Raw genomic sequence first — 21,014 nt, forward strand, 5'->3', positions numbered from 1 at the left:
TCAGTGTTCCCATTTTTGTTCAAGTTTTGCCGCCAGCAGCGACAGCGGCCAGCAACAGAAGAAATACAGCATAAAAATCAGGCCGTAAACCCAAAATGAAGCATTGGGTTGCGTCAGCAGCGAGTTTTCGATGATTTGCTGGCCGACTTTGACGACTTCGATGACGCCGATAAGGGAGGCGAGCGAGCTGGTTTTGATCATGCGCGTAAACAGATTGACGGCGCCGGGCAATACGCGGCGGATGCTTTGCGGCAGCTCGATGTAGCGGAATACCTGCCCGCGGCTCAAGCCGAGTGCCAGGCCTGATTCGACCTGGTGTTTTTCAATCGATTCCAATGCGCCGCGGACCAAATCGCCCATTTCGGCGATACCCCACATGGTAAATACCCAGACACAGACCCAAAATCCGTCGATGTGGATGCCTGTCCAGACGGATAGGCCGAAATACAGGCCGAACAGCCACACCAAAATCGGCACGATTCGGATGGTTTCGAGATAAAACCGTCCGATAAAGCGGATGAGCCGGTTGCGCGAACGCAAAACCAAGCCGAACAGCGTACCCAATACGCAGGAAGCGGCAACGGAGGCCAGGGAAATCTGCGCCGTTAACAACAGGCCTTCGCCCAAGCGTGCCGCGTTTTGTCCTTCAAACAGCCAGTCAAACACCATATTTTGCACTCCGTACGCGGTTTTCGGCCCAGCGCGCCAGAAGCGAAACGGGCAGAAGGATGATCAGGTAGCTGGCAAACAGCAGGAACAAGGCTTCGTTGGTTTTGTAGTCCATGCCGATGATGTCTTTGGTAACGAACAACAATTCTGCAATGCCGACCGCGCTGACGATAGATGTTTCTTTCATCAAAAACAATACGTTTGCGCCGATGGCGGGAACGGCGACCGCCCATGCCTGAGGCAATTCGACATAGCGGAACACTTGAAAGCGGCTCAAACCGATGGCCTTGCCCGCTTCGATCTGTCCTTTGGGGACGGCCAAAATACCGGCGCGGATGGCTTCCGCCATATAGCTTGCGCCCAAGAAAACCAGTGCGATCACGCCGCAGGTGAAACCGTCCCATTTAATGCCCATTTTCGGCAGGCCGTAATACAGGAAAAACAATTGGATCAGCAGGGGCGTATTGCGCGACAGCTCGATATAGGCGCGTGCCAATGCGTAGAAGGGGCGGATGCGGTATGCCGTAACCACGGCAACGGGCAGGCCGAACAGCAACGACAAAACGACGCCATATACCGACAATTCCAGCGTCAGCTTTGCCGCATCGACAAATTTAGGGATGGCATCGATCAGATAAGACCAGTTCATCAGAGTCAGACAATCAGCATGATAAAGGCAGTATTTTAACGGGTTTGTAAGAGAGTGTTAAATAATGGATAGGAATATCGATTGTGGATAAAACATAAAAAATGGAATAAGGCAAAGGCCGTCTGAAACGTTTCAGACGGCCTTAGAATGTCAAGGTTTCCGCGTCAGGCGGCAGCCGCTTTCCGTTCATGAATCAGTAAATTCAACAGGGCGGCCGTGCCTGCCAAGACTGCGTCGGCGTACCACATCCAGCCGTAATCGTTGAAGCGCGTGATGACGATGCCGCCGATGTACGAACCCAAAAAGCCGCCGATTTGGTGGCTCAACATGGTCAACCCGAAGAGGGTGGCCAAGTAGCGCGTACCGAAAAGTTTGCCGGTAATGGCGGCGGTGGGGGCGACGGTTGCCAGCCAAGTGAAACCGAGTCCGGCGGCGAAAAGATAGAAGTTCAAATCGGTTTTAGGGGCGGCCAGATAAATCAATATCATGGCGACACGCGAAGCATATAAACCGAAGAGGACGTATTTGCCCAAAAATCTGCCGGTACACCAGCCTGAAAAAATACAGCCAGCGATGTTTGCCAAACCAATAATGGCAATGGAGGTCGAAGCGACCGTAGCAGGGAGGCCGCAAAGTGAAATTTCGGTTGGCAGGTGGGTAACCAAAAAGGCGATGTGGAAACCGCAGGTAAAGAAACCCAAATGCAGCAAGATATAGCTGCGGTTGGCGAAAGCCTTGCAGACGGCCTGCTTCAGGGTTTGGCCGTCGTCGGTATGGACGGTATGAGCAGCATGTTTGCCGCCGGCCAGCCACCAAGAAATCGGCAAAATCAAGATGGCAATGACTGCCCAAACGTAAAATGTCCCCGTCCAGCCGACGTGGGGGAGGGCAATCAAACCTTGAACCAGCGGCGCGAACAAAAATTGCCCTGCGGACCCGCCTGCATTGACCAGGCCGGAAGCCAAGCCGCGCCGATGAGGCGGCGTTTTGGCGGCGACCTGTCCCATAATGATGGAAAATCCGCCCGAACCCGTACCGAATGCCAACAATAAACCGATACCCAGCATCAGCCCCCAATAAGTCGGCATTTGCGGCACCATCAGACAGGCGGCAATCAATAGAACCGTCCCGCCGGCTAAAACCTTAAACGCGCCGAAACGGTCGGCCAACGCGCCGGACAAGGGTTGCGATATGCCCCACATCAATTGGAAAACGGCAATAATCAGGCTGAACTGGGTCATGCTCAATTCGGTCGAGTTGACGACGGGCAGGACAAAAAGCCCTAAAGTCATCCTCATGCCGATGGTAATCAGCAGGATGGAGGCGGCAGCGGCGATCAGCAGCCACAAATTGGGTAATTTGGCAGAAGAATCGGTCATGATGTTTGTGTATGTAAGGGGCAGGGAATAAAAGCTATTCCTGCCACTATATTATTTATTTGATTTCTCGGCGAGCCGATATATAAACGCGCGATTCTAGCATTGGGCGGGAAACGGCATAAATAACCGTTGGTTCTTTGGATATGGTAAAAAGTGATATGGTTTGAGGATGAATTGAGGATGAAGCGGTCAAATATTCTTCGTTTGGTACTGACGGAGCAAGCAAATTGCCGTTGAATTTTCGTTTGAGAAGAAAGGCCGTCTGAAAAGTTTCAGACGGCCTTTGTTTGACTGACTTACATCAGATGATTTCCAGAATGAAATACTGACGCAGTTTTTCGTACACATTATTTTGTACGTTGATACAACCATTGGTTATGATGCGGTCGGCCACATGAGGAGAAGCGATGCGTTCCATGCGTCTTTCCTGCGGCTTGAGCGTCCATACCCTGTGTAACGCAAACAGAAAGTCATTTTCTTCTTTGAAGCCGATAACCTCGCCACCGTAACCCGGTTTGCTGGTCATCATCGGCGTCATATTGAATTTGCCTTTCGGCGTGGTCTTGCCAATCAGTACCGGATGGCACTGACCGTCATCGGCAAAGCAAAGCTCCGCCTTAGCTGTATTGACCACAACTTTTTTACGCTGGATATAGTCACTGACAGCATCGGCAGCAGCCAAAGAATTCAGACCTGCTGCCAAGGCTATACCCAATAGGATCCGTTTCAAATTTGTCCTTATTGACGGATGCGTTTAGGAGCTTCTTTAATGATCTCGCGGATGATCACTTGAGGCTCTTGTTTAGGTGTAGGTGCTGGAGGAGGACATACAGCATCTTTAGGGAATACTGGATTCCAGAAGAAGCTGCGTGCAAATTTGTCTTTGTCGAAGATCACTTTGTATTGACAAGTAGTGATGCCTTCAACGCCGGAAGTGTTTTCAGGGTCAACTCCTACGCCTGGGGTGTAGAAGTGGAACAGGTAGTCCCATTCACGCACGCCAACCATGCCTTCGTCGTAGTGAGGACGGCCGAGGATTTTGTAGATGTCGTCTTTGGTCAGACCAGGACGCATTTGATCCAACTCGTCAAAAGTCGGGAATGTACCACGGTCTTTGTTGAAGGTCAGAGAGTAAGGTTTAGGGAAGCGTGGCTCGTCGGTAGTGCCTTCAGGAGTGATTTTGCTCTTAGTAGCACAGGCGGCCAGCAGGCCGGTAGCCAGCAGGACGAAGCCCACTTTTGCGATTTTTTTCATTTGATAATCCTTTTATTGATTTTACCAGCCGAACTTTTCAGACGGCCTGTTAGTGCCGGCAGCGAGTTTGCCGGTTTACCCAAATAATGTTGTGCTTCTTAAAGATGTACCCGACGGTTTGACAAACAGAACATCGGCACATTCCGGCAGGGCATTGCGCCTCATCTCCGTTGTATCCGCCTGAATCGGCAGAACCGTTCAGACGGCCTGACTGACATTTATTGTCACTTTGTAACAATTTCACTGCGAGTAAGGCTTGGGGTTTAGAGATGTCCAGTTTTCGATAAATCAGGTTGTATTGCGTAATACCTTGTTATCTTTGTGCTTTAGTTCATTTTGGCATTTGCCGGAGATTAGGTACTTAATCTTTCGGATGTTATCCCTGCAAATTGTATGCCAGTTTTCCTTTATACGCATAATCTGTGTATGCCAGAATGTTGGCTTTATACAACATTCATATTAACGAACCAGAAACGGATTGTACCTTTTCTCATGCTCGATACTGGTCATGCGACCGTGCCCGGCTATAACTTGCGTGGTTTCGGGCAGGGTTAATAGTTTAGCGCGGATATTGTTTATGAGGTCATCATGATTGCCGCGCGGAAAATCTGTGCGACCAACGGTCTCATAAAATAAAACATCGCCTGCGACTAAAAGACTGTTTTCGGCGTTGTAAAAAACGACTTGGCCGGGAGTGTGGCCGGGAATGTGGAGGACTTGGAAGCTATGGTTGCCGACTTTGAGCGTTTCCCCTTCTTCCAGCCAGCGTGTCGGCGTGAATGACGGAGAAACAGGGAAGCCGTATTGCGCCGTTGTTTGCGGAAGGGCTTGGAGCAGGAATTCGTCGTCTTTGTGCGGACCGAGAACGGGTACGTCGCAGGTTTTCAAAAGTTCAACCACGCCGCCTGCGTGGTCAAGATGGCCGTGGGTCAGCCAAATGGCGGTCAGCTTGAGGCCTTTGCTTTGGACTTGTTGCAATAAATAAGGGACGTCGCCGCCGACATCGGCCAACACGGCTTCTTTGGTTTCATCGTCCCAAATCAGCGTGCAGTTTTGACGGAAGGGGGTAACGGCGTTGATTTCAAATTGGAGTGCCATGGGTGTTCCTAGGAAATGCTTATTTAATGTTGTTTACGTTTCAGACGGTCTTTTGTTATTATGCATATATAATAACAAAAGCAAGTATGGAAAAGTGTCTTATGAATATGAATAATGTAATGCGAACCATGATACCGATTTTTGCGGCTTCTTTCATCTCTGCGGCGTTTGGTGCAGATTTGTTGTTGGCGCAGGAATATAAAAATCAAGATATTGCCGGTTGGGCCATGAGTGAAAAGTTGGATGGCGTACGCGCGTATTGGGACGGCAGGCAGCTGGTCAGTCGTCAGGGCTATGCGTTTACACCGCCCAAAGGTTTTACAGCAGGTTTTCCGCCGTTTCCGATGGATGGCGAGTTGTACAGCGGACGAGGGCGGTTTGAGCAAATTTCCGCGACGGTGCGTTCTGCCTCGGGAAATTGGGACGGCATCCGTTTGCATGTTTTTGATGTGCCGCAGGCGCAGGGCAATCTGTATCAGCGGCTGGAAACGGCTTCGAAATGGCTGAAATCACACCCGTCGGCACGGTTTACGGTTATTCCGCAAGTCAAGGTGCGCGACAAACAGCATGCTTTGGATTTTTTGAAACAAGTCGAAGCGCTGGGTGGGGAAGGTGTGATGCTGCGTCAACCTGAAGCCCGTTATGCAAGCGGTAGAAATGGGCAGCTGTTGAAGCTGAAAAGTGAATATGATGATGAATGTACAGTGACGCGTCATTATGAGGGCAAAGGGCGAAATGTCGGGCGTTTGGGTGCGGTAGGATGCAAAAACCAATATGGCGAGTTTCGTATCGGCAGCGGTTTTAAGGATAAAGACCGCGACCATCCGCCGAAAATCGGTGCGCTGATTACTTACCGTTATCGTGGTTTTACGCAAAAGGGAACGCCGAAATTTGCAACATTTGTCAGGGTGCGCTCGGATCGATAAAACAAATTAAAGGCCGTCTGAAAATAGGTTTCAGACGGCCTTTAATATAGATGTTGCATAGTCTTTTATAAGGTTTCCAATACATCGGGCAATTCGGCCAAGCTTTTGAGCATGGCGATATGGGGCAGGGCGGAAAGTTGTTGGGCAGTGTGTGCGCCGGTGGTGACAGCGATGGCGCGGATTTTGGCATTGGCAGCCATTTCTAGGTCGTGGGTGGTGTCGCCGACGACGACGGCCTCTTCCGGCTCAACACCCAGTCGGTCGCAGAGGGCGAGTACCATGTCGGGCGCGGGTTTGGACGGATATTCGCTGGCGCAGGCGGTTTCCAGCCAAAAGGCTTGGGTGTCGGTTTGTGCAATGGCTTTGTCCAAGCCGCTCCGGCCTTTGCCGGTCGCTACTGCAAGCCAATAGCCTTGTTGTTTCAAGCGTTGCAGGCAGGGCAGGGCTTCGGTGAACAGGGTCATGTTGCGGTTGTTGGGATTGAGGTAGTGCGCGGCATAGGTCTCAATCAGGGTTTCCTGAACGTGTTCGCTGACGTTGTGGGCAAGGCGGCGGATGATGCCGGACAGGCTGTATCCGATGAGCGGACGGATTTGGTCGGCTTCGGGAACGGGCAGGCCACAATCGGCAAAGCTTTGTTGAAAGGTGTGGATGATGGGGTTGGTGGTGTCGGCAAGCGTGCCGTCCCAGTCGAAAATAATGAGTTTGGGTTTCATGGGTTTCCTTTCAGACGGCCTTTTCCTGATTTTCCAGCATTAAAACAAATTGCGCTAATTCTTGCGGCAGGTGGGCTTTCAGGATTAGTTTTTCGCCGGTCAGCGGATGGGCGAGGTGCAGCTCGGAAGCGTGCAGGAACATTCTTTTCAAACCGAGTTTCTGCAGGCGTTTGTTGGCCTGATAGTCGCCGTAGCGTTCGTCGCCGGCAATGGGGCAGTCTTGCGATTGTAGGTGGACGCGGATTTGGTGGGTGCGGCCGGTTTTCAGGGTGGCTTCGACAAAGGTCAGGTCGGACAGGCCGACTTGGTGCAAAAGGCCGTCTGAAAAACGGTTTAACACGCGGAAGATGGTGTGGGCGGATTGGCCGTCTTCGCTGACGCGCACCATTTTTTCACCTTGTGCGCCGGTGTATTTGAACAGGGGAAGCTTGACGTGGAAGCGGTCGTTCGGCAGCCTGCCGACACCCAGCGCGAGATAGATTTTTTTCGGATGGTCGTTGCGGATGGCTTCGTGCAGTTTCACCAAGGCGCTGCGTTTTTTGGCTATCATCAAAAGGCCGCTGGTGTCTTTGTCGAGGCGGTGGACGAGTTCGAGATAACGCGCTTCGGGACGGGCGCGGCGGATTTGTTCGATGACGCCGAAGCTCACGCCGCTGCCGCCGTGGACGGCAACGCCGGACGGTTTGTTGATGACCAAAAGCGCATCGTCTTCGTAAACGATGTCAAACTCGCGTGCTGGCGCGGCCTGGTTTTCAGCCGGCCTTTGTTTTTCTGCGATGCGTATCGGCGGAATGCGAATAGTATCGCCTGCCTGAATGCGGTTGTCGGGTTTGCAGCGTTTTTTGTTCAGCCGCACTTCGCCGGCGCGGATAATGCGGTGGATATGGCTTTTCGGGACGCCTTTGAGGATTTTTATCAGATAGTTATCAAGGCGTTGGCCTTCCTCGTGTTCGGCAACGGCAATCAGGCTGACTGAATCTTTGCGTATTGCGTGCATTTTCTCTATAATCCCAAACGTCCGTTTCGGGACTCGAACCTGCCGTCGCAGGCCGTCTGAAACGGATTTATTGTTAAAACGAGATTTTATATTAAAAACGCACTCCGCAAAGCATTTCCTTGTGTTTGTTCAAAGCCGGCAAACGCAATCCCGTAATTAAGTTTGAATTGAACCTGCCGTCCGGCCGGGCGTAAGACGCAGTCCGCGCAGCACCGTCCGAAATTACCGGCGCTACGATAATAAGAAGATGTAGGCTGCCTTAATTTTGTCCGAAGCATCAGCATTCGGACGGCAGCGGAACCATCAACCTTTCCGCCGCATTGTTCTTTATTTCCTTCTTTATCCGAATCCGTCCGCACATGGCTTGAGTTCAAGCATGCAACCTTGCGGATTTCAAATCAAATACTGGTTACACGGGGATTTTCCCATCTTGCCTTTGAAGAGTGCCAACCGGACAGACAGGCCGTCTGAAAAAGATATTCACAAATCAAACGGCCGCTGTTCACGAGGTGACTATGAAAAGAATGTTATTCAACGCAACGCAGGCCGAAGAGCTGCGCGTTGCCATTGTCGATGGCCAAAACCTTTTGGACTTGGACATCGAAACGCTGGGCAAAGAACAGCGTAAAGGCAATATCTACAAAGGTATCATTACCCGCATCGAGCCGTCGCTGGAAGCGTGTTTCGTCGATTACGGAACCGACCGCCACGGCTTTTTGCCGTTTAAGGAAGTATCGCGTTCATATTTCCGCGACTACGAAGGCGGCAGGGCGCGTATTCAGGACGTGCTCAAAGAGGGCATGGAAGTTATCGTCCAAGTCGAAAAAGATGAGCGCGGCAACAAAGGCGCGGCACTGACCACCTTCATCAGCCTGGCCGGCCGCTATTTGGTATTGATGCCGAACAACCCGCGCGGCGGCGGCGTATCCCGCCGTATTGAAGGCGAAGAGCGCCAAGAGTTGAAAGCCGCCATGGCCGAACTCGACATTCCGAACGGTATGAGCATCATCGCCCGCACCGCCGGCATCGGCCGCAGCGCGGAAGAGTTGGAATGGGACTTGAACTACCTCAAACAGCTCTGGCAAGCCATTGAAGAAGCAGGCAAAGCACACCATGACCCTTACCTGCTCTTTATGGAAAGCTCGCTGCTGATTCGTGCGATTCGCGACTATTTCCGTCCCGATATCGGCGAGATTTTGGTGGACAATCAAGAAGTTTACGACCAAGTTGCCGAATTCATGAGCTACGTCATGCCGAGCAATGTAGGCCGTCTGAAACTCTATCAAGACCACACGCCGCTGTTCTCCCGTTTCCAAATCGAACACCAAATCGAAAGTGCGTTCTCACGCAGCGTCAGCCTGCCTTCCGGCGGCGCGATTGTGATCGACCATACCGAAGCCCTGGTTTCCATCGACGTCAACTCTGCGCGTGCCACACGCGGCTCGGATATTGAAGACACCGCGTTCAAAACCAATATGGAAGCCGCCGAAGAGGTCGCCCGTCAAATGCGCCTGCGCGACTTGGGCGGTTTGGTCGTCATCGACTTCATCGATATGGAAAATCCGAAACACCAACGCGATGTTGAAAACGTCCTGCGCGACGCGCTCAAAAAAGACCGCGCACGCGTGCAAATGGGCAAACTTTCGCGTTTCGGCCTTTTGGAGTTGAGCCGCCAACGTTTGAAACCGGCTCTGGGAGAAAGCAGCCATGTTGCGTGTCCGCGCTGTGCCGGTACAGGCGTCATCCGCGGCATCGAATCCACCGCCCTGCACGTTTTGCGCATCATTCAAGAAGAAGCAATGAAAGACAACACCGGCGAAGTACACGCACAAGTGCCTGTCGATGTTGCCACCTTCCTGTTGAACGAAAAACGCGCCGAGCTGTTTGCGATGGAAGAGCGCTTGGATGTGAACGTCGTCCTGATTCCAAACATCCACTTGGAAAATCCGCACTACGAAATCAACCGCATCCGCATTGATGACGTAGAAGAAGACGGCGAACCGAGCTACAAACGCGTTGCCGAGCCGGAAGAAGACGAATCCGCCAAACCTTTCGGCAGCGAAAAAGCCAAAGCTTCCCGTCCTGAGCCAGCTGTCAAAGGCGTACGCCATACCCAGCCTGCACCGACTGTCGCCCCTGAGAAAAAAACCTCTTGGTGGGACAGCTTCAAAGCTTGGTTGAAACGCATTTTCGGCGGCGAGCCTGCACCTGTCGCAGTTGCTCAAGAGCCTGCCGAAAAACGCACTACAAACAACCGCAGCCAAAACAGTAACCGCCGTTCAAACAGCCGCCGTCAAAATCCACGCCGCAACAACAAAAACGACGGCAGCAAAGTCGAAGTGCGCGAAGTGAATGCCGAAGCTGTCGACAGTAAGTTTGAAGAAAACAAATCAAACGAAAGCCGCAACGACGAGCGTAAAGACACCCGCCGCAACCGCAACCGTAACAACCGCCGCGATGATCGCAACAACGAGCGCAATCGTGTTGAGGAAGTGGTTGAAGACGTAAACGTTCAGGAAGTGGCTGCACTGGCTGAGATGCCGTCTGAAAACCAAGCGGAACAAAACGGCAATAAACGCCGCCGCAACAACAGTCGCAACGAGCGCAACCGTCATCAACCTGCGGAAAACCGTGTTGAGGACGTGAACGTTCAAGCCGATGGCGAACAGGCGCAAGTCGAAGCGGACGACAACGCCCGCAGCGAAGAGGGTGTGAAAAACAACGGCCGTCAAGGACGCGACTGCAACAACCGTCAGCGCAACAACCGTCAGCGCAACAACCGCAACGACCGCCGTTCTAACAGCAAAAAACGCAATATTCCGTCTTCAGCAAAAATCGAGCAATACCTGAACATTACCGATACCGCCGACAAAGTTCTCTTTGCTGTGGCGCATGTTTTGGGTTTGAACGAAACGGTTGAAGCTGCAAATGCGACATTGTCTTCTGAAAGCGATCAAGCCGAGCCGCTGGTGATTGTAGTATCCGAGCCTGAAGTGACCAGCGCAGAGCCATTCGTATTTGCGATTGAAAGCGAAGACGAGCCTGCCGTAGCGCAAACTGAAGGCGCTGATGCCGAACAAGCCCTGCTTGCTTCTGCAGTCAGCAATGTCAAAGAAGCCATTGCTGCGGTATTGTCTCCAAATGCAACGGCTACTGTTGCATCGGTTGAAGCACCAGCCGAAACTGTTGTCACACAAACTGAAGCCGTAGCTGAAGCAGCGCCTGTCGCAATCGTTGTGCCTGAGAGCTTGGGCGATTTGATCTTCGTTGAAACCGATCCGCAAGCCGTTGCCGCTTTTGCCGCGCAGCCACAACCTGAACCGGTTGCTAAAACACGCCGTTCGGATGTGCCTAAAGTAGAAGTGGAAGACACAGCAGTCGAAATGATTTTGGTGGAAACACGCAAAGACTAAGATTGGTTTTCCAGTTAAAAGCCCGATGTTGAACGCATCGGGCTTTTTTACAGGAGAAGTGCTACGACTATAGGGAATAGTTAAGAAAAGGAAATTTCTTTTGAGGAGAGTGAGAAGTATGAAGCATCAAGAAGTTGGAGTTATCGATATTTAAAGGTCAGAATCATTGCTACCTTGAAAGACTTAGCCTTTACATAGGGTTGGTCCTGTATAAAAAATAAGATCATGGAAGTATGAATATGAAGTTAAGATATTTTGAATTAGATAGACCTTATGTGGAAAATCGCCAAAGGATCGAGGAGTTGATGGACTCAGCTTCATTAAGATACGAGGAGGCCAGGATAGAGGACTACAATCAAAATTGGAAATGCCGTAGAAAAGCGTTTGTATATGAATCGAAGTGTATGACATCTATGTTGGAGCGACTCTTCAAGCCTGTTCCAACTAAGGATTGTTGGAAAATCATCATAGAATGCATGGATAAGGTCTGCAATCCTTGTATCATAAACTTACTTGGTGTCTATACTGTTCAGGTTCCATTTGATTTTTGTACCTATGAAGCTTTAGATCCTGTTGATAAGAAAAAGATGCTCTTGGCTGCCTTAGTCGAAGGGGCAAACCGTGTATTTCATAAGCTTTCTATTCCATTCTGCTTACTTGGGGATGTAGTGAATGAAATAGAGAGAAACCATTATGAAAATAGTTGGGTATGGAAAAAGAAGAAGATTCAATCCACCACTTTTTCCATTCAAGTGGAACATCAGATCGATAAAGTTGACTTGTTTTGGAATATTGAAAATAAAGACAAGAGTATTCGTCATTTGATTAAAACCTGTCCTGCTCATGAAATGGATTATGGCGTTTACCTTGGTAAATTAGAGGTAAATGATAATTTCCTTTATCTATTGGGTAAAAATAATGAGGTCGTAAGCAAGGTTTCTATAAATAAATGAAGGATAGCTGCTTGTAGTTTTTCTTAAACAGCCAACTATGTCAGAGCGATGGAGTTAGAAAAGGCCGTCTGAAATGGTTTCAGACGGCCTTGGTTTGTGTGTGTATGTTTAGGTATTGTGATTATTTTTTGTTCAGAGAGTCACGGATTTCGCGCAACAACAGAACTTCTTCGCTAGGCTCTGCCGGTGCTTCTTCAGCAGGAGCGTCGGTTTTTTTCAAGGAGTTGATGGCTTTAACCACGCAGAAGATGGCAGCGGCAACGATCAGGAAGCTGATCACAGTGTTGATGAACAGACCGATGTTCAGGGTAACGGCACCGGCTGCTTGAGCGGCTGCCAGGTTGGCGTAACCTTCAGCAGGAGCGGCTTGTGCGCCGTTTTTCAGGGTGATGAACAGGTTGGAGAAATCAACGCCGCCGATTAGTAGACCGATAGGAGGCATGATTACATCGTCAACCAATGATTTGACGATGCCGCTGAATGTTGTACCGACAACCATACCGACTGCGAGGTCGATCACGTTGCCACGCATAATAAATTCTTTAAATTCTGAAGCGATTGACATAATTAATCTCCTGTATGTGTTTGAGTCAAAATCAGATGTAGTTCAATAAAACGGCAGGCATATTAACGCTTTATCAGTTAAGAAAATTTCAATAATGTTAAATTTTGTATTTCATGCTAAAAATGCCCGGCTTCTATGCCTTCTGTATGAAAAACAGGCCGTCTGAATTTTTTTTGTTACTTTTTTGCACCACTTTTTATCCGTGGCTAAGTATCAGATAATATGAATGTTATCTTTAGAATCAATGCTCTATCGAATCTTTAGGTTAAGGTGGAATGATAATATAATAATGTTGAAAACATAATCATTGAAAGCCTGTAAAGTTAATGTTTCGTATCCGTATTTGACTTTCAGACGGCCTTTTTGGTTATGCAGTTATTCAAGCCATAATGTAACGGCCATAAAAAAACGCACTTTCATGATGAAAGTGCGTTTTGCGTGTAAACCGTTTAGTTTTCTTCGTCGTTCAGCGCGTTGATGCTGTAACCGCCGTCAACGTAGGTAATCTCGCCGGTGATGCCGGAAGCGAGGTCGGACAGCAGGAAGGCGGCTGTGTTGCCAACTTCTTCAGTGGTAACGTTGCGGCCCAATGGGTTGTGGGAAGCGACGTGGCCCAAGAGTTTGCTGAGATCGGCGATGCCGGAAGCAGCCAGGGTTTTGATCGGGCCTGCGGAGATGCCGTTGCAGCGGATGCCTTCTTTGCCCAGGCAGGCAGCAGTGAAGCGGATGCCGGCTTCGAGGCTGGCTTTGGCCATGCCCATAACGTTGTAGTTAGGAATGGCACGAACGGCGCCCAAATAGCTCAGGGCAACGATTGCGGCGTTGCGGCCCTGCATCATCGGACGTGCGGCTTTGGCCAGCGCAGGCAGGCTGTATGCGGAGATTTCGTGAGCGGTGTTGAATGCTTCGCGGCTAATGCTGTCGAGGAAGTCGCCGCTCAAAGCTTCTTTCGGGGCAAACGCGATGGCGTGCACCAAACCGTCGAGGCCGTCCCAGTGTTTGCCCAAGTCAACGAAAACTTGGTTGATTTCGTCGTCGCTGGCAACGTCGCAGCGGAACACGAGTTCGGAGCCGAGTTCGGCCGCCATTTTACGGACGCGCTCTTCCAGTTTGTCGACAACATAAGTGAATGCCAATTCCGCGCCTTGTTCGCGGCAGGCTTTGGCGATGCCGTAAGCGATGGAACGCTCGGAGATCATGCCGGTAATCAGAATTTTTTTGCCTTGCAAAAAGCCCATTTTCTTATCCTTTAGCAGTGGTATTGCGGTTGCATTAAACGGCGCATTATAGCAAAAACCGCTGTTTCGGTAAAGAAAACAACGGATAACCCTTTGTCTTGCCTCAAATAGGGATAAGGTTTTCTGTCAAGGCCGTCTGAAACCTGACGGAACGTCGGCAAAACGTTATACTTGATGGTGTTAATGACCGATGTTTCAGGAGTGAACCATGCCCGAGCAAAACCGCATTCTCTGCCGAGAACTCAGCCTGTTGGCGTTTAACCGCCGTGTACTGGCTCAGGCGCAGGATACGAAAGTTCCTTTGTTGGAACGTTTGCGTTTTCTGTGCATCGTGTCTTCCAATTTGGACGAATTTTTTGAAGTCCGCATGGCGTGGTTGAAACGCGAAAACAAACTGCGTCCGCATCAGCCGCTCGACAACGGAAAAACCGCGGCCGAAACCATCGAAGCGGTGGCGAAAGAGGCGCAGGCTCTGATCCGCGAGCAGTACGATCTGTTTAACAAAGTATTGCAGCCGGCACTCAGCCGCGCCGGCATTCATTTCTATCGCCGCCACAAATGGACGGCTGCGCAGAAAAAATGGATCGAAAACTATTTCGACAACGAGCTGTTGCCCATTCTCACGCCTATCGGCCTTGATCCGTCACACCCGTTCCCGCGCCCGTTAAACAAATCGCTCAACTTTGCCGTCGAACTCGAAGGCACGGATGCGTTCGGCCGTCCGTCCGGAATGGCGATTGTTCAGGCTCCGCGCATTTTGCCGCGCGTGGTCCCCATGCCGTCTGAAATTTGCGGCGGCGATGCAGGCTTTGTGTTCTTGTCTTCGATTTTGCACGCCCATGTCGGCAAACTCTTTCCCGGCATGAAGGTTAAAGACTGCCATCAGTTCCGCCTCACGCGCGACAGCGATTTGACGGTTGATGAAGAAGATTTGAAAAACCTGCGTGCCGCGATTCAAAACGAATTGCACGACCGCGAATACGGCGACGGCGTGCGCTTGGAAGTAGCGGACACTTGTCCGGCGCATATTCACGACTTCTTGCTTGCCCAGTTCAAGCTGACTTCTGCCGAGCTGTATCAGGTCAAAGGGCCGGTCAATTTGGTGCGCCTCAATGCCGTCCCCGATTTGGTGGACAGGCCGGATTTGAAGTTTCCGCCACGCAATGCAGGCCGTCTGAAAGCCTTGCGCAAAAACGGTTCCGTGTTCAAACTGGTTAAACAGTCGCCGATTTTGTTGCACCACCCGTATCAGTCGTTTGATCCGGTTGTCCAAATGATACGCGAGGCCGCAGCCGATCCGGATGTGTTGGCCGTCAAAATGACCATTTATCGTACCGGCAGCAATTCCGAGCTTGTGCGCGCATTGATGAAGGCCGCACTGGCGGGTAAGCAAGTTACCGTCGTGGTCGAACTGATGGCGCGTTTTGACGAGGCCAACAACGTCAACTGGGCGAAACAGCTCGAAGAGGCGGGCGCGCACGTCGTGTACGGCGTATTCGGCTACAAAGTCCACGCCAAAATGGCTTTGGTTATCCGTCGCGAAGACGGCGTGCTCAAGCGTTATGCCCACCTCGGTACCGGTAACTACCACCAAGGCACATCGCGCATCTACACCGACTTCGGCATCATTACCGCCGACGAACAAATCACTGCCGATGTGAACACTTTGTTTATGGAAATCACAGGCTTGGGAAAGCCGGGCCGTCTGAACAAGCTCTATCAAAGCCCGTTTACCCTGCACAAAATGGTCATCGACCGCATCAAGCAGGAAACCGAACACGCCAAAGCCGGCAAACCAGCGCGGATTACCGCCAAGATGAACTCACTCATCGAGCCGAGTGTAATTGATGCGCTGTATCAAGCCAGCGCGGCAGGCGTGCAAATCGATCTGATTGTGCGCGGTATGTGTACTTTACGCCCGGGTGTAAAAGGCTTGTCCGAAAACATCCGCGTCCGTTCCATTATCGGCCGCCAACTCGAACACTCGCGCGTGTATTGCTTCCATAACAACGGCGCAGACGATACCTTTATCTCCAGCGCCGACTGGATGGGGCGCAACTTCTTCCGCCGCATTGAAGTTGCCACGCCGATTACCACGCCCGAACTCAAAGAACGCGTGATCCGCGAAGGTTTGGAAATGGCCTTGGAAGACAATACCCAGGCTTGGCTGATGCAGCCTGACGGCAGCTACATCCGCACCCAGCTGAAAGATGGCGAGCCTGCGTTTGGTTTGCAAGAAGGTTTGTGGAAAATATACGGACGTTAAGTTGAATAATGTCTCAGGCCGTCTGAAACGCAGGTTTCAGACGGCCTTTTTTGATTTTGCCGTTATAATTCCGTTTCCCAATCTTTCAGACGGCCTTTTCTTATGAAATCTTACCCCGATTCCTATCTCCATTTTGAAAACCTCGAATCTCCCGAAACGCAAAATTTTGCCGCCGCGGCGCATGCCGAAACGCGCAAGCGTTTTTTAGAAAACGACAAGGCGCGCGAATTGTCTGACGGCATTTTGGCGCAGTTGCAGGACACGCGGCAGATTCCGTTTTGTCAGGAACACCGTGCGCGGATGTACCATTTTCATCAGGATGCGGAATATCCGAAGGGCGTGTACCGCGTATGTACCGCGGCGACTTACCGTTCCGGCTATCCCGAGTGGAAAATCCTGTTTTCAGTGGCGGATTTCGATGAATTGCTCGGCGACGATGTATATTTGGGCGGCGTGTCGCACTTGGTGGAAAAGCCCAACCGCGCGTTGTTAACACTGAGCAAATCGGGCGGCGATACGGCGTACACGCTGGAAGTGGATTTGGAAGCAGGGGAGTTGGTAGAAGGTGGTTTTCACTTTCCGGCAGGCAAAAACCATGTGTCGTGGCGCGATGAAAACAGCGTGTGGGTGTGTCCGGCTTGGGATGAACGCCAGTTGACCGAATCGGGCTATCCGCGCGAAGTATGGCTAGTGGAACGCGGCAAGAGTTTCGAGGAAAGCCTGCCGGTGTATCAAATTGCCAAAGACGGCATGATGGTAAACGCGTGGCGTTACCTCGATCCGCAGGGTTCGCCGATTGATTTGATTGAAGCGTCGGACGGTTTTTACACCAAAACTTATTTGCAGGTGTCGGCCGAAGGCGAGGCAAAACCGTTAAACCTGCCCAACGATTGCGACGTGGTCGGCTATCTGGCCGGACATCTTTTGCTGACGCTGCGCAAAGACTGGAATCGCGCGAACCAAAGCTATCCGAGCGGCGCATTGGTGGCAGTAAAATTAAACCGTGGCGAATTGGGCGCGGCGCAGCTTTTGTTTGCGCCCGATGAAACGCAGGCATTGGAAAGCGTGGAAACGACCAAGCGTTTTGTCGTGGCGAGCCTGCTGGAGAACGTACAAGGCCGTCTGAAAGCATGGCGCTTTAGCGACGGTAAATGGCAGGAAGTCGAACTGCCGCGCCTGCCCTCGGGCGCGTTGGAAATGACCGACCAACCGTGGGGCGGCGACGTGGTTTACCTTGCTGCCAGCGATTTCACCACGCCGCTGACGCTGTTTGCATTGGATTTGAACGTGATGGAACTGACCGTCATGCGCCGTCAGCCGCAGCAGTTCGATTCAGACGGCATCAACGTGCAGCAGTTTTGGACGACTTCGGCCGATGGCGAGCGCATTCCTTATTTCCACGTCGGTAAAAACACCACGCCCGACACGCCGACTTTGGTTTATGCCTACGGCGGTTTCGGCATTCCCGAATTGCCGCATTATCTCGGCAGTGTCGGCAAATATTGGCTGGAAGAGGGCAATGCCTTTGTGTTGGCGAACATCCGCGGCGGTGGCGAATTTGGCCCGCGCTGGCATCAGGCGGCGCAGGGAATCAGCAAACATAAAAGCGTTGATGATTTATTGGCAGTCGTACGCGATTTGTCCGAACGCGGCATGAGTTCACCCAAACACATCGGTTTGCAGGGCGGTAGCAACGGCGGCCTGATTACCGCTGCCGCCTTCGTGCGCGAGCCGCAAAGTATCGGCGCGCTGGTGTGCGAAGTGCCGCTGACCGACATGATCCGTTATCCGCTGCTGTCCGCCGGTTCAAGCTGGACGGACGAATACGGCAATCCGCAGAAATATGAAGTCTGCAAACGCTGGCTGGGCGAATTGTCTCCGTATCACAATCTTTCAGACAGCATCGATTATCCGCCCGCACTCATCACTACCAGCCTCAGCGACGACCGCGTCCATCCCGCCCACGCGCTCAAGTTCTACGCCAAACTGCGCGAAACCTCGCCGCAATCTTGGCTCTACTCGCCTGACGGCGGCGGCCATACCGGCAACGGCACCCAACGCGAATCCGCCGACGAACTTGCCTGTGTCTTGCTGTTTTTGAAAGAGTTTTTAGGGTAGAAGCAAGCAGCAGGATTGACTGTTTTGTAAAGTTGAGAAACAAAATACTCTTGTTTCGGCAAGTGAAAAGAAGGCCGTCTGAAAAACGAATATTAAAGTTTTTCAGACGGCCTTCTTTTCTTTTAACTTTCAACATATCCCGATAAAATGGACACTTTGTAAGTGATCATTGATGGAAGACGCAATTATGGCAACCGAACCGAAAAATTATACACGATTTAGAAAATAATTTCAAACAAAACAATATATTAAAACTTAAACAAATCTTTCCCGAAGTCTTTTGCGAAGACCAAATCGACTTTGAGAAACTCAAACTTGTCCTTGGCGCAGAAAACCTTGCCGGTGTGGGCGAACGTTATCAACTCGATGCTGTAGAAACTAGTAGCGTTGTTTACAGTATTTCTAGGAGAATACTGAAACATGAACATGCACAAAAACACCCGTCTCACCCCGTCTCTGGATTTGGATATCCTCAACGGCATCATGCGCCAAGCCGTGTTGCAGCAGCTGCAAACCTACTTGGGCGCGGACACCATCATCGAAACACACATCACCCGCGATATGCTCGAACGCGCAGAAAAAATCCGCCTCTCCAACGCCTTGAGAGGCGTGTTTGAGGCGGATTTGGTGTACTAGGAACAATCAATGATTTCTCGGAAATGGATAAAGCCTGAAGGCGATTATTCGTTAGACGGTTTATCTGTCTGAGACGGTTTATCTGTCTGAGACTTGTGCGTTTGCAATATGCTCACTACCTTACCCTCATAACGCTGGCGTAACCACGCCTGTATCCGCTCGTAATCTTTGGCAGGTAGTGGCTGCTCCAATTCGAGAGAGACAACGACGATATCGTCATATGTATCTGTCTTCGGTTCTGCGTTTTTTTGGCTTTCAGACTGTTCGGAAACAGGCGTTGTTTGCGCTTTATCCCAAGCCAAGCCGCGTCCGACAACGATTTTTTCCGCTTCCGGATATTGGGCTTTTAATTCCTTAAGTACCGCTGCATCGTCGATATCGGAGGCTTTGCCTGCCAGTACGGTATCGATATAGGCCTGTTGCTCTTTCAGCTCATTTTGCTGCTGAACCGGGTTGTTTTGGCTTGCCAGCAATTCTTCGATTTTGGCATTGTCCCCTCCCGCATAGACCACGTTGACCTTCGGCTCTTTCACACCTGACGCTTCAAGGCTTTTCACGAGCAAGGCGGAAATTTTCTCGGCATTGCCCGTTCCATTGACAACCAGACTGACTTTATTTTCTCTATGGTTCAACATCTTACGCAGCACGAAAAAACCTTCCTGTTGCTTCGCAGTGGCAATGGCAGCATTGGCTCTGGTGTTGAAGATCTCCTGACGCACCAGTCCTGATGCCATATAGCCGCTCGGAATCATCACAGCCAACACGACGGCAGTAATAATGATGCTTTGCAACCGGCGTTTGGATTCCGTTACCAACCCCCTGCGCGGCAGCTTGAGCAGCTTGGAAAACAACAAGGTCGAAAAAGCGATGAACACGCAGTTGATGGCAAAAAGATATGAAGCACCGAGAAAGTAGTGCCAGTTGCCATGTGCCAGTCCGTAGCCCGCAGTACACAGGGGCGGCATCAATGCGGTAGCAATCGCCACACCCGGTATGGCATTGCCTCCTTCTTTTCGAGTCAGCGCCACAATACCCGCACTACCGCCGAAGAAGGCAATCAACACATCCCAAAGGGTCGGCTGAGTACGCGCCAAAAGCTCGCTTTGCGCCTCTTTAAGCGGGGTTAACAGGAAATACAACGTAGCGGTAATCAAGCTGATGACGACGAATATAATAATATTGCGCACGGCTTGACGGATCAGCGCAGTATCCCCTACCGCCAAACCGTAACCCATACCTACAATCGGCCCCATCAACGGCGAAATCAACATCGCGCCGATCACTACCGCCGTGCTGTTTACATTTAGACCGATACTCGCCACGGCAATGGCAAACATCAATACCCACATATTGGTTCCGGACACCCGAGTATTGGCGCGGATGACGGCATCAATTTTATCGGGATGGGCCTGGTCATGCGCAAGATTGAACACATCTTGCAACTTGGTCATGGCACCATTGTCTTCTTTTGGCTGATTTTCTTGTTCTTCTTGGTTTTTAATGTTTTCTTGGTCTTGCATTTTCATCCTTAAATCAATCTTAACGATTGTCTCTGAATATTTAATTAACTGGAATTTCGGATACTGATAATTATGCTTTAATACTGATTTCAAATATGATTAAGCAGATACCTTGCAGAAGGTTAGCATACACATGAAAACGCTGACAACGCTGATCCTGCGTAGGCCTTCACGAAACCAGCATATGCAAAAACCTTCTCTCAAATCCAATTTCTACTTTTTCAGCAGCAACCGCCATCAAAATTTTTTAAGGGGCTGTACTAGTAGATTAGCCCTAAATTTCACACCATTTTTGCAGGATTTTTAGCTGCCGGGACGGTGTGCCGAAGTTAAATCGAAATTCGCATTCTTTCAAGAACAACGGGAAAGATTTGCGATCGATTCCGTTGTATTTTCGCAAGACACGTTTTGCCTGATTCCAAAAATTCTCAATGCCGTTAATGTGGTTCTGACGGTCGGCAAATTCCTTGGAATGGTTGATGCGGTAATGGATGAAACCGCTCACGTCCAACTTGTCGTAGCTACTCAGACTATCGGTATAAACAATACTGTCCGGCATGATTTTCTTTTTGATGACAGGGAGTAACGTTTCAGACTTGGCATTATCCACCACAACG

General features: G+C 50.7%; 18 protein-coding genes. 6 read left to right on the top strand and 12 right to left on the bottom strand.

Annotation, left to right across the window (positions count from 1 at the left end; all coding sequences use genetic code 11):
• From HMPREF2952_RS02925 to HMPREF2952_RS02950, 6 genes are all read right to left on the bottom strand, one after another.
• The gene (locus HMPREF2952_RS02925) at nt 1–669 is read right to left on the bottom strand and encodes an amino acid ABC transporter permease (RefSeq protein WP_049344971.1); all 669 of its coding nucleotides are present in this window, start codon (nt 667–669) and stop codon (nt 1–3) included.
• On the bottom strand, nt 659–1,318 hold the full coding sequence (locus HMPREF2952_RS02930) for an amino acid ABC transporter permease (RefSeq protein WP_003748035.1): 660 nt from the start codon (nt 1,316–1,318) through the stop codon (nt 659–661). Before HMPREF2952_RS02930 ends, HMPREF2952_RS02925 begins: the two co-directional genes overlap by 11 nt.
• A gap of 164 nt (nt 1,319–1,482) precedes the next feature.
• The gene (locus HMPREF2952_RS02935; protein WP_049344972.1) at nt 1,483–2,697 is read right to left on the bottom strand and encodes an MFS transporter; all 1,215 of its coding nucleotides are present in this window, start codon (nt 2,695–2,697) and stop codon (nt 1,483–1,485) included.
• Nucleotides 2,698–2,998: 301 nt separating this feature from the next.
• On the bottom strand, nt 2,999–3,427 hold the full coding sequence (locus HMPREF2952_RS02940) for a hypothetical protein (RefSeq protein ID WP_049332858.1): 429 nt from the start codon (nt 3,425–3,427) through the stop codon (nt 2,999–3,001).
• 8 nt (nt 3,428–3,435) lie between these two features.
• Entirely contained in the window at nt 3,436–3,951 is a 516-nt protein-coding gene (locus tag HMPREF2952_RS02945; RefSeq protein ID WP_049332857.1) for an outer membrane protein assembly factor BamE, read from the bottom strand.
• A 459-nt stretch (nt 3,952–4,410) separates the two neighbouring features.
• Nucleotides 4,411–5,049, bottom strand: coding sequence for an MBL fold metallo-hydrolase (locus tag HMPREF2952_RS02950; RefSeq protein WP_070695256.1), 639 nt, complete (start codon nt 5,047–5,049; stop codon nt 4,411–4,413).
• A 107-nt stretch (nt 5,050–5,156) separates the two neighbouring features.
• Here HMPREF2952_RS02950 and HMPREF2952_RS02955 point away from each other — a divergent pair, with 107 nt between their 5' ends.
• Complete coding sequence (locus HMPREF2952_RS02955) at nt 5,157–5,975, top strand: DNA ligase (RefSeq protein WP_141754806.1); 819 nt, start codon at nt 5,157–5,159, stop codon at nt 5,973–5,975.
• A gap of 65 nt (nt 5,976–6,040) precedes the next feature.
• On the opposite strand, the gene HMPREF2952_RS02960 is transcribed toward HMPREF2952_RS02955, so the two are convergent.
• Both HMPREF2952_RS02960 and HMPREF2952_RS02965 read right to left on the bottom strand, forming a co-directional pair.
• Nucleotides 6,041–6,691, bottom strand: coding sequence for an HAD-IA family hydrolase (locus tag HMPREF2952_RS02960; RefSeq protein WP_070646253.1), 651 nt, complete (start codon nt 6,689–6,691; stop codon nt 6,041–6,043).
• A gap of 10 nt (nt 6,692–6,701) precedes the next feature.
• Entirely contained in the window at nt 6,702–7,688 is a 987-nt protein-coding gene (locus HMPREF2952_RS02965; protein ID WP_039861877.1) for an RluA family pseudouridine synthase, read from the bottom strand.
• A 515-nt stretch (nt 7,689–8,203) separates the two neighbouring features.
• Between HMPREF2952_RS02965 and HMPREF2952_RS02970 the strand changes: the two genes are divergently transcribed.
• Entirely contained in the window at nt 8,204–11,101 is a 2,898-nt protein-coding gene (locus tag HMPREF2952_RS02970; protein ID WP_070695257.1) for an Rne/Rng family ribonuclease, read from the top strand.
• 233 nt (nt 11,102–11,334) lie between these two features.
• Nucleotides 11,335–12,054 (top strand): hypothetical protein, encoded by a 720-nt coding sequence (locus HMPREF2952_RS02975; protein ID WP_199900426.1) that lies wholly within the window; start codon nt 11,335–11,337, stop codon nt 12,052–12,054.
• A 121-nt stretch (nt 12,055–12,175) separates the two neighbouring features.
• Here HMPREF2952_RS02975 and mscL read toward each other — a convergent pair whose 3' ends face one another.
• Together mscL and fabI are read right to left on the bottom strand one after the other, a co-directional pair.
• Nucleotides 12,176–12,619 carry a large conductance mechanosensitive channel protein MscL gene (gene mscL, locus HMPREF2952_RS02980; RefSeq protein ID WP_070695258.1) on the bottom strand — a complete coding sequence of 148 codons (444 nt, stop codon included), beginning with the start codon at nt 12,617–12,619 and terminating at the stop codon, nt 12,176–12,178.
• A 449-nt stretch (nt 12,620–13,068) separates the two neighbouring features.
• Entirely contained in the window at nt 13,069–13,857 is a 789-nt protein-coding gene (fabI, locus tag HMPREF2952_RS02985; RefSeq protein WP_049335828.1) for an enoyl-ACP reductase FabI, read from the bottom strand.
• A gap of 208 nt (nt 13,858–14,065) precedes the next feature.
• Here fabI and ppk1 point away from each other — a divergent pair, with 208 nt between their 5' ends.
• From ppk1 to HMPREF2952_RS03005, 3 genes are all read left to right on the top strand, one after another.
• On the top strand, nt 14,066–16,123 hold the full coding sequence (ppk1, locus tag HMPREF2952_RS02990; RefSeq protein ID WP_070695259.1) for a polyphosphate kinase 1: 2,058 nt from the start codon (nt 14,066–14,068) through the stop codon (nt 16,121–16,123).
• Between the two features lie 102 nt (nt 16,124–16,225).
• The gene (locus HMPREF2952_RS02995; protein WP_070695260.1) at nt 16,226–18,241 is read left to right on the top strand and encodes a prolyl oligopeptidase family serine peptidase; all 2,016 of its coding nucleotides are present in this window, start codon (nt 16,226–16,228) and stop codon (nt 18,239–18,241) included.
• A gap of 426 nt (nt 18,242–18,667) precedes the next feature.
• A complete protein-coding gene (locus HMPREF2952_RS03005) occupies nt 18,668–18,877 on the top strand; it encodes an aminotransferase class IV (protein WP_049332839.1) in 210 nt (69 codons plus the stop codon).
• A 44-nt stretch (nt 18,878–18,921) separates the two neighbouring features.
• Here the strand turns inward: HMPREF2952_RS03005 and HMPREF2952_RS03010 are convergent, their stop codons facing one another.
• Nucleotides 18,922–20,397, bottom strand: coding sequence for a DUF389 domain-containing protein (locus HMPREF2952_RS03010; protein WP_049344980.1), 1,476 nt, complete (start codon nt 20,395–20,397; stop codon nt 18,922–18,924).
• A 274-nt stretch (nt 20,398–20,671) separates the two neighbouring features.
• Nucleotides 20,672–21,014, bottom strand: a 343-nt coding sequence (locus tag HMPREF2952_RS03015; RefSeq protein ID WP_141754807.1) for an IS1595 family transposase, incomplete at its 5' end; no start/stop codon positions are given.

Source organism: Neisseria sp. HMSC068C12, from assembly GCF_001814095.1.
In the GTDB taxonomy this organism is placed as follows: domain Bacteria; phylum Pseudomonadota; class Gammaproteobacteria; order Burkholderiales; family Neisseriaceae; genus Neisseria; species Neisseria perflava.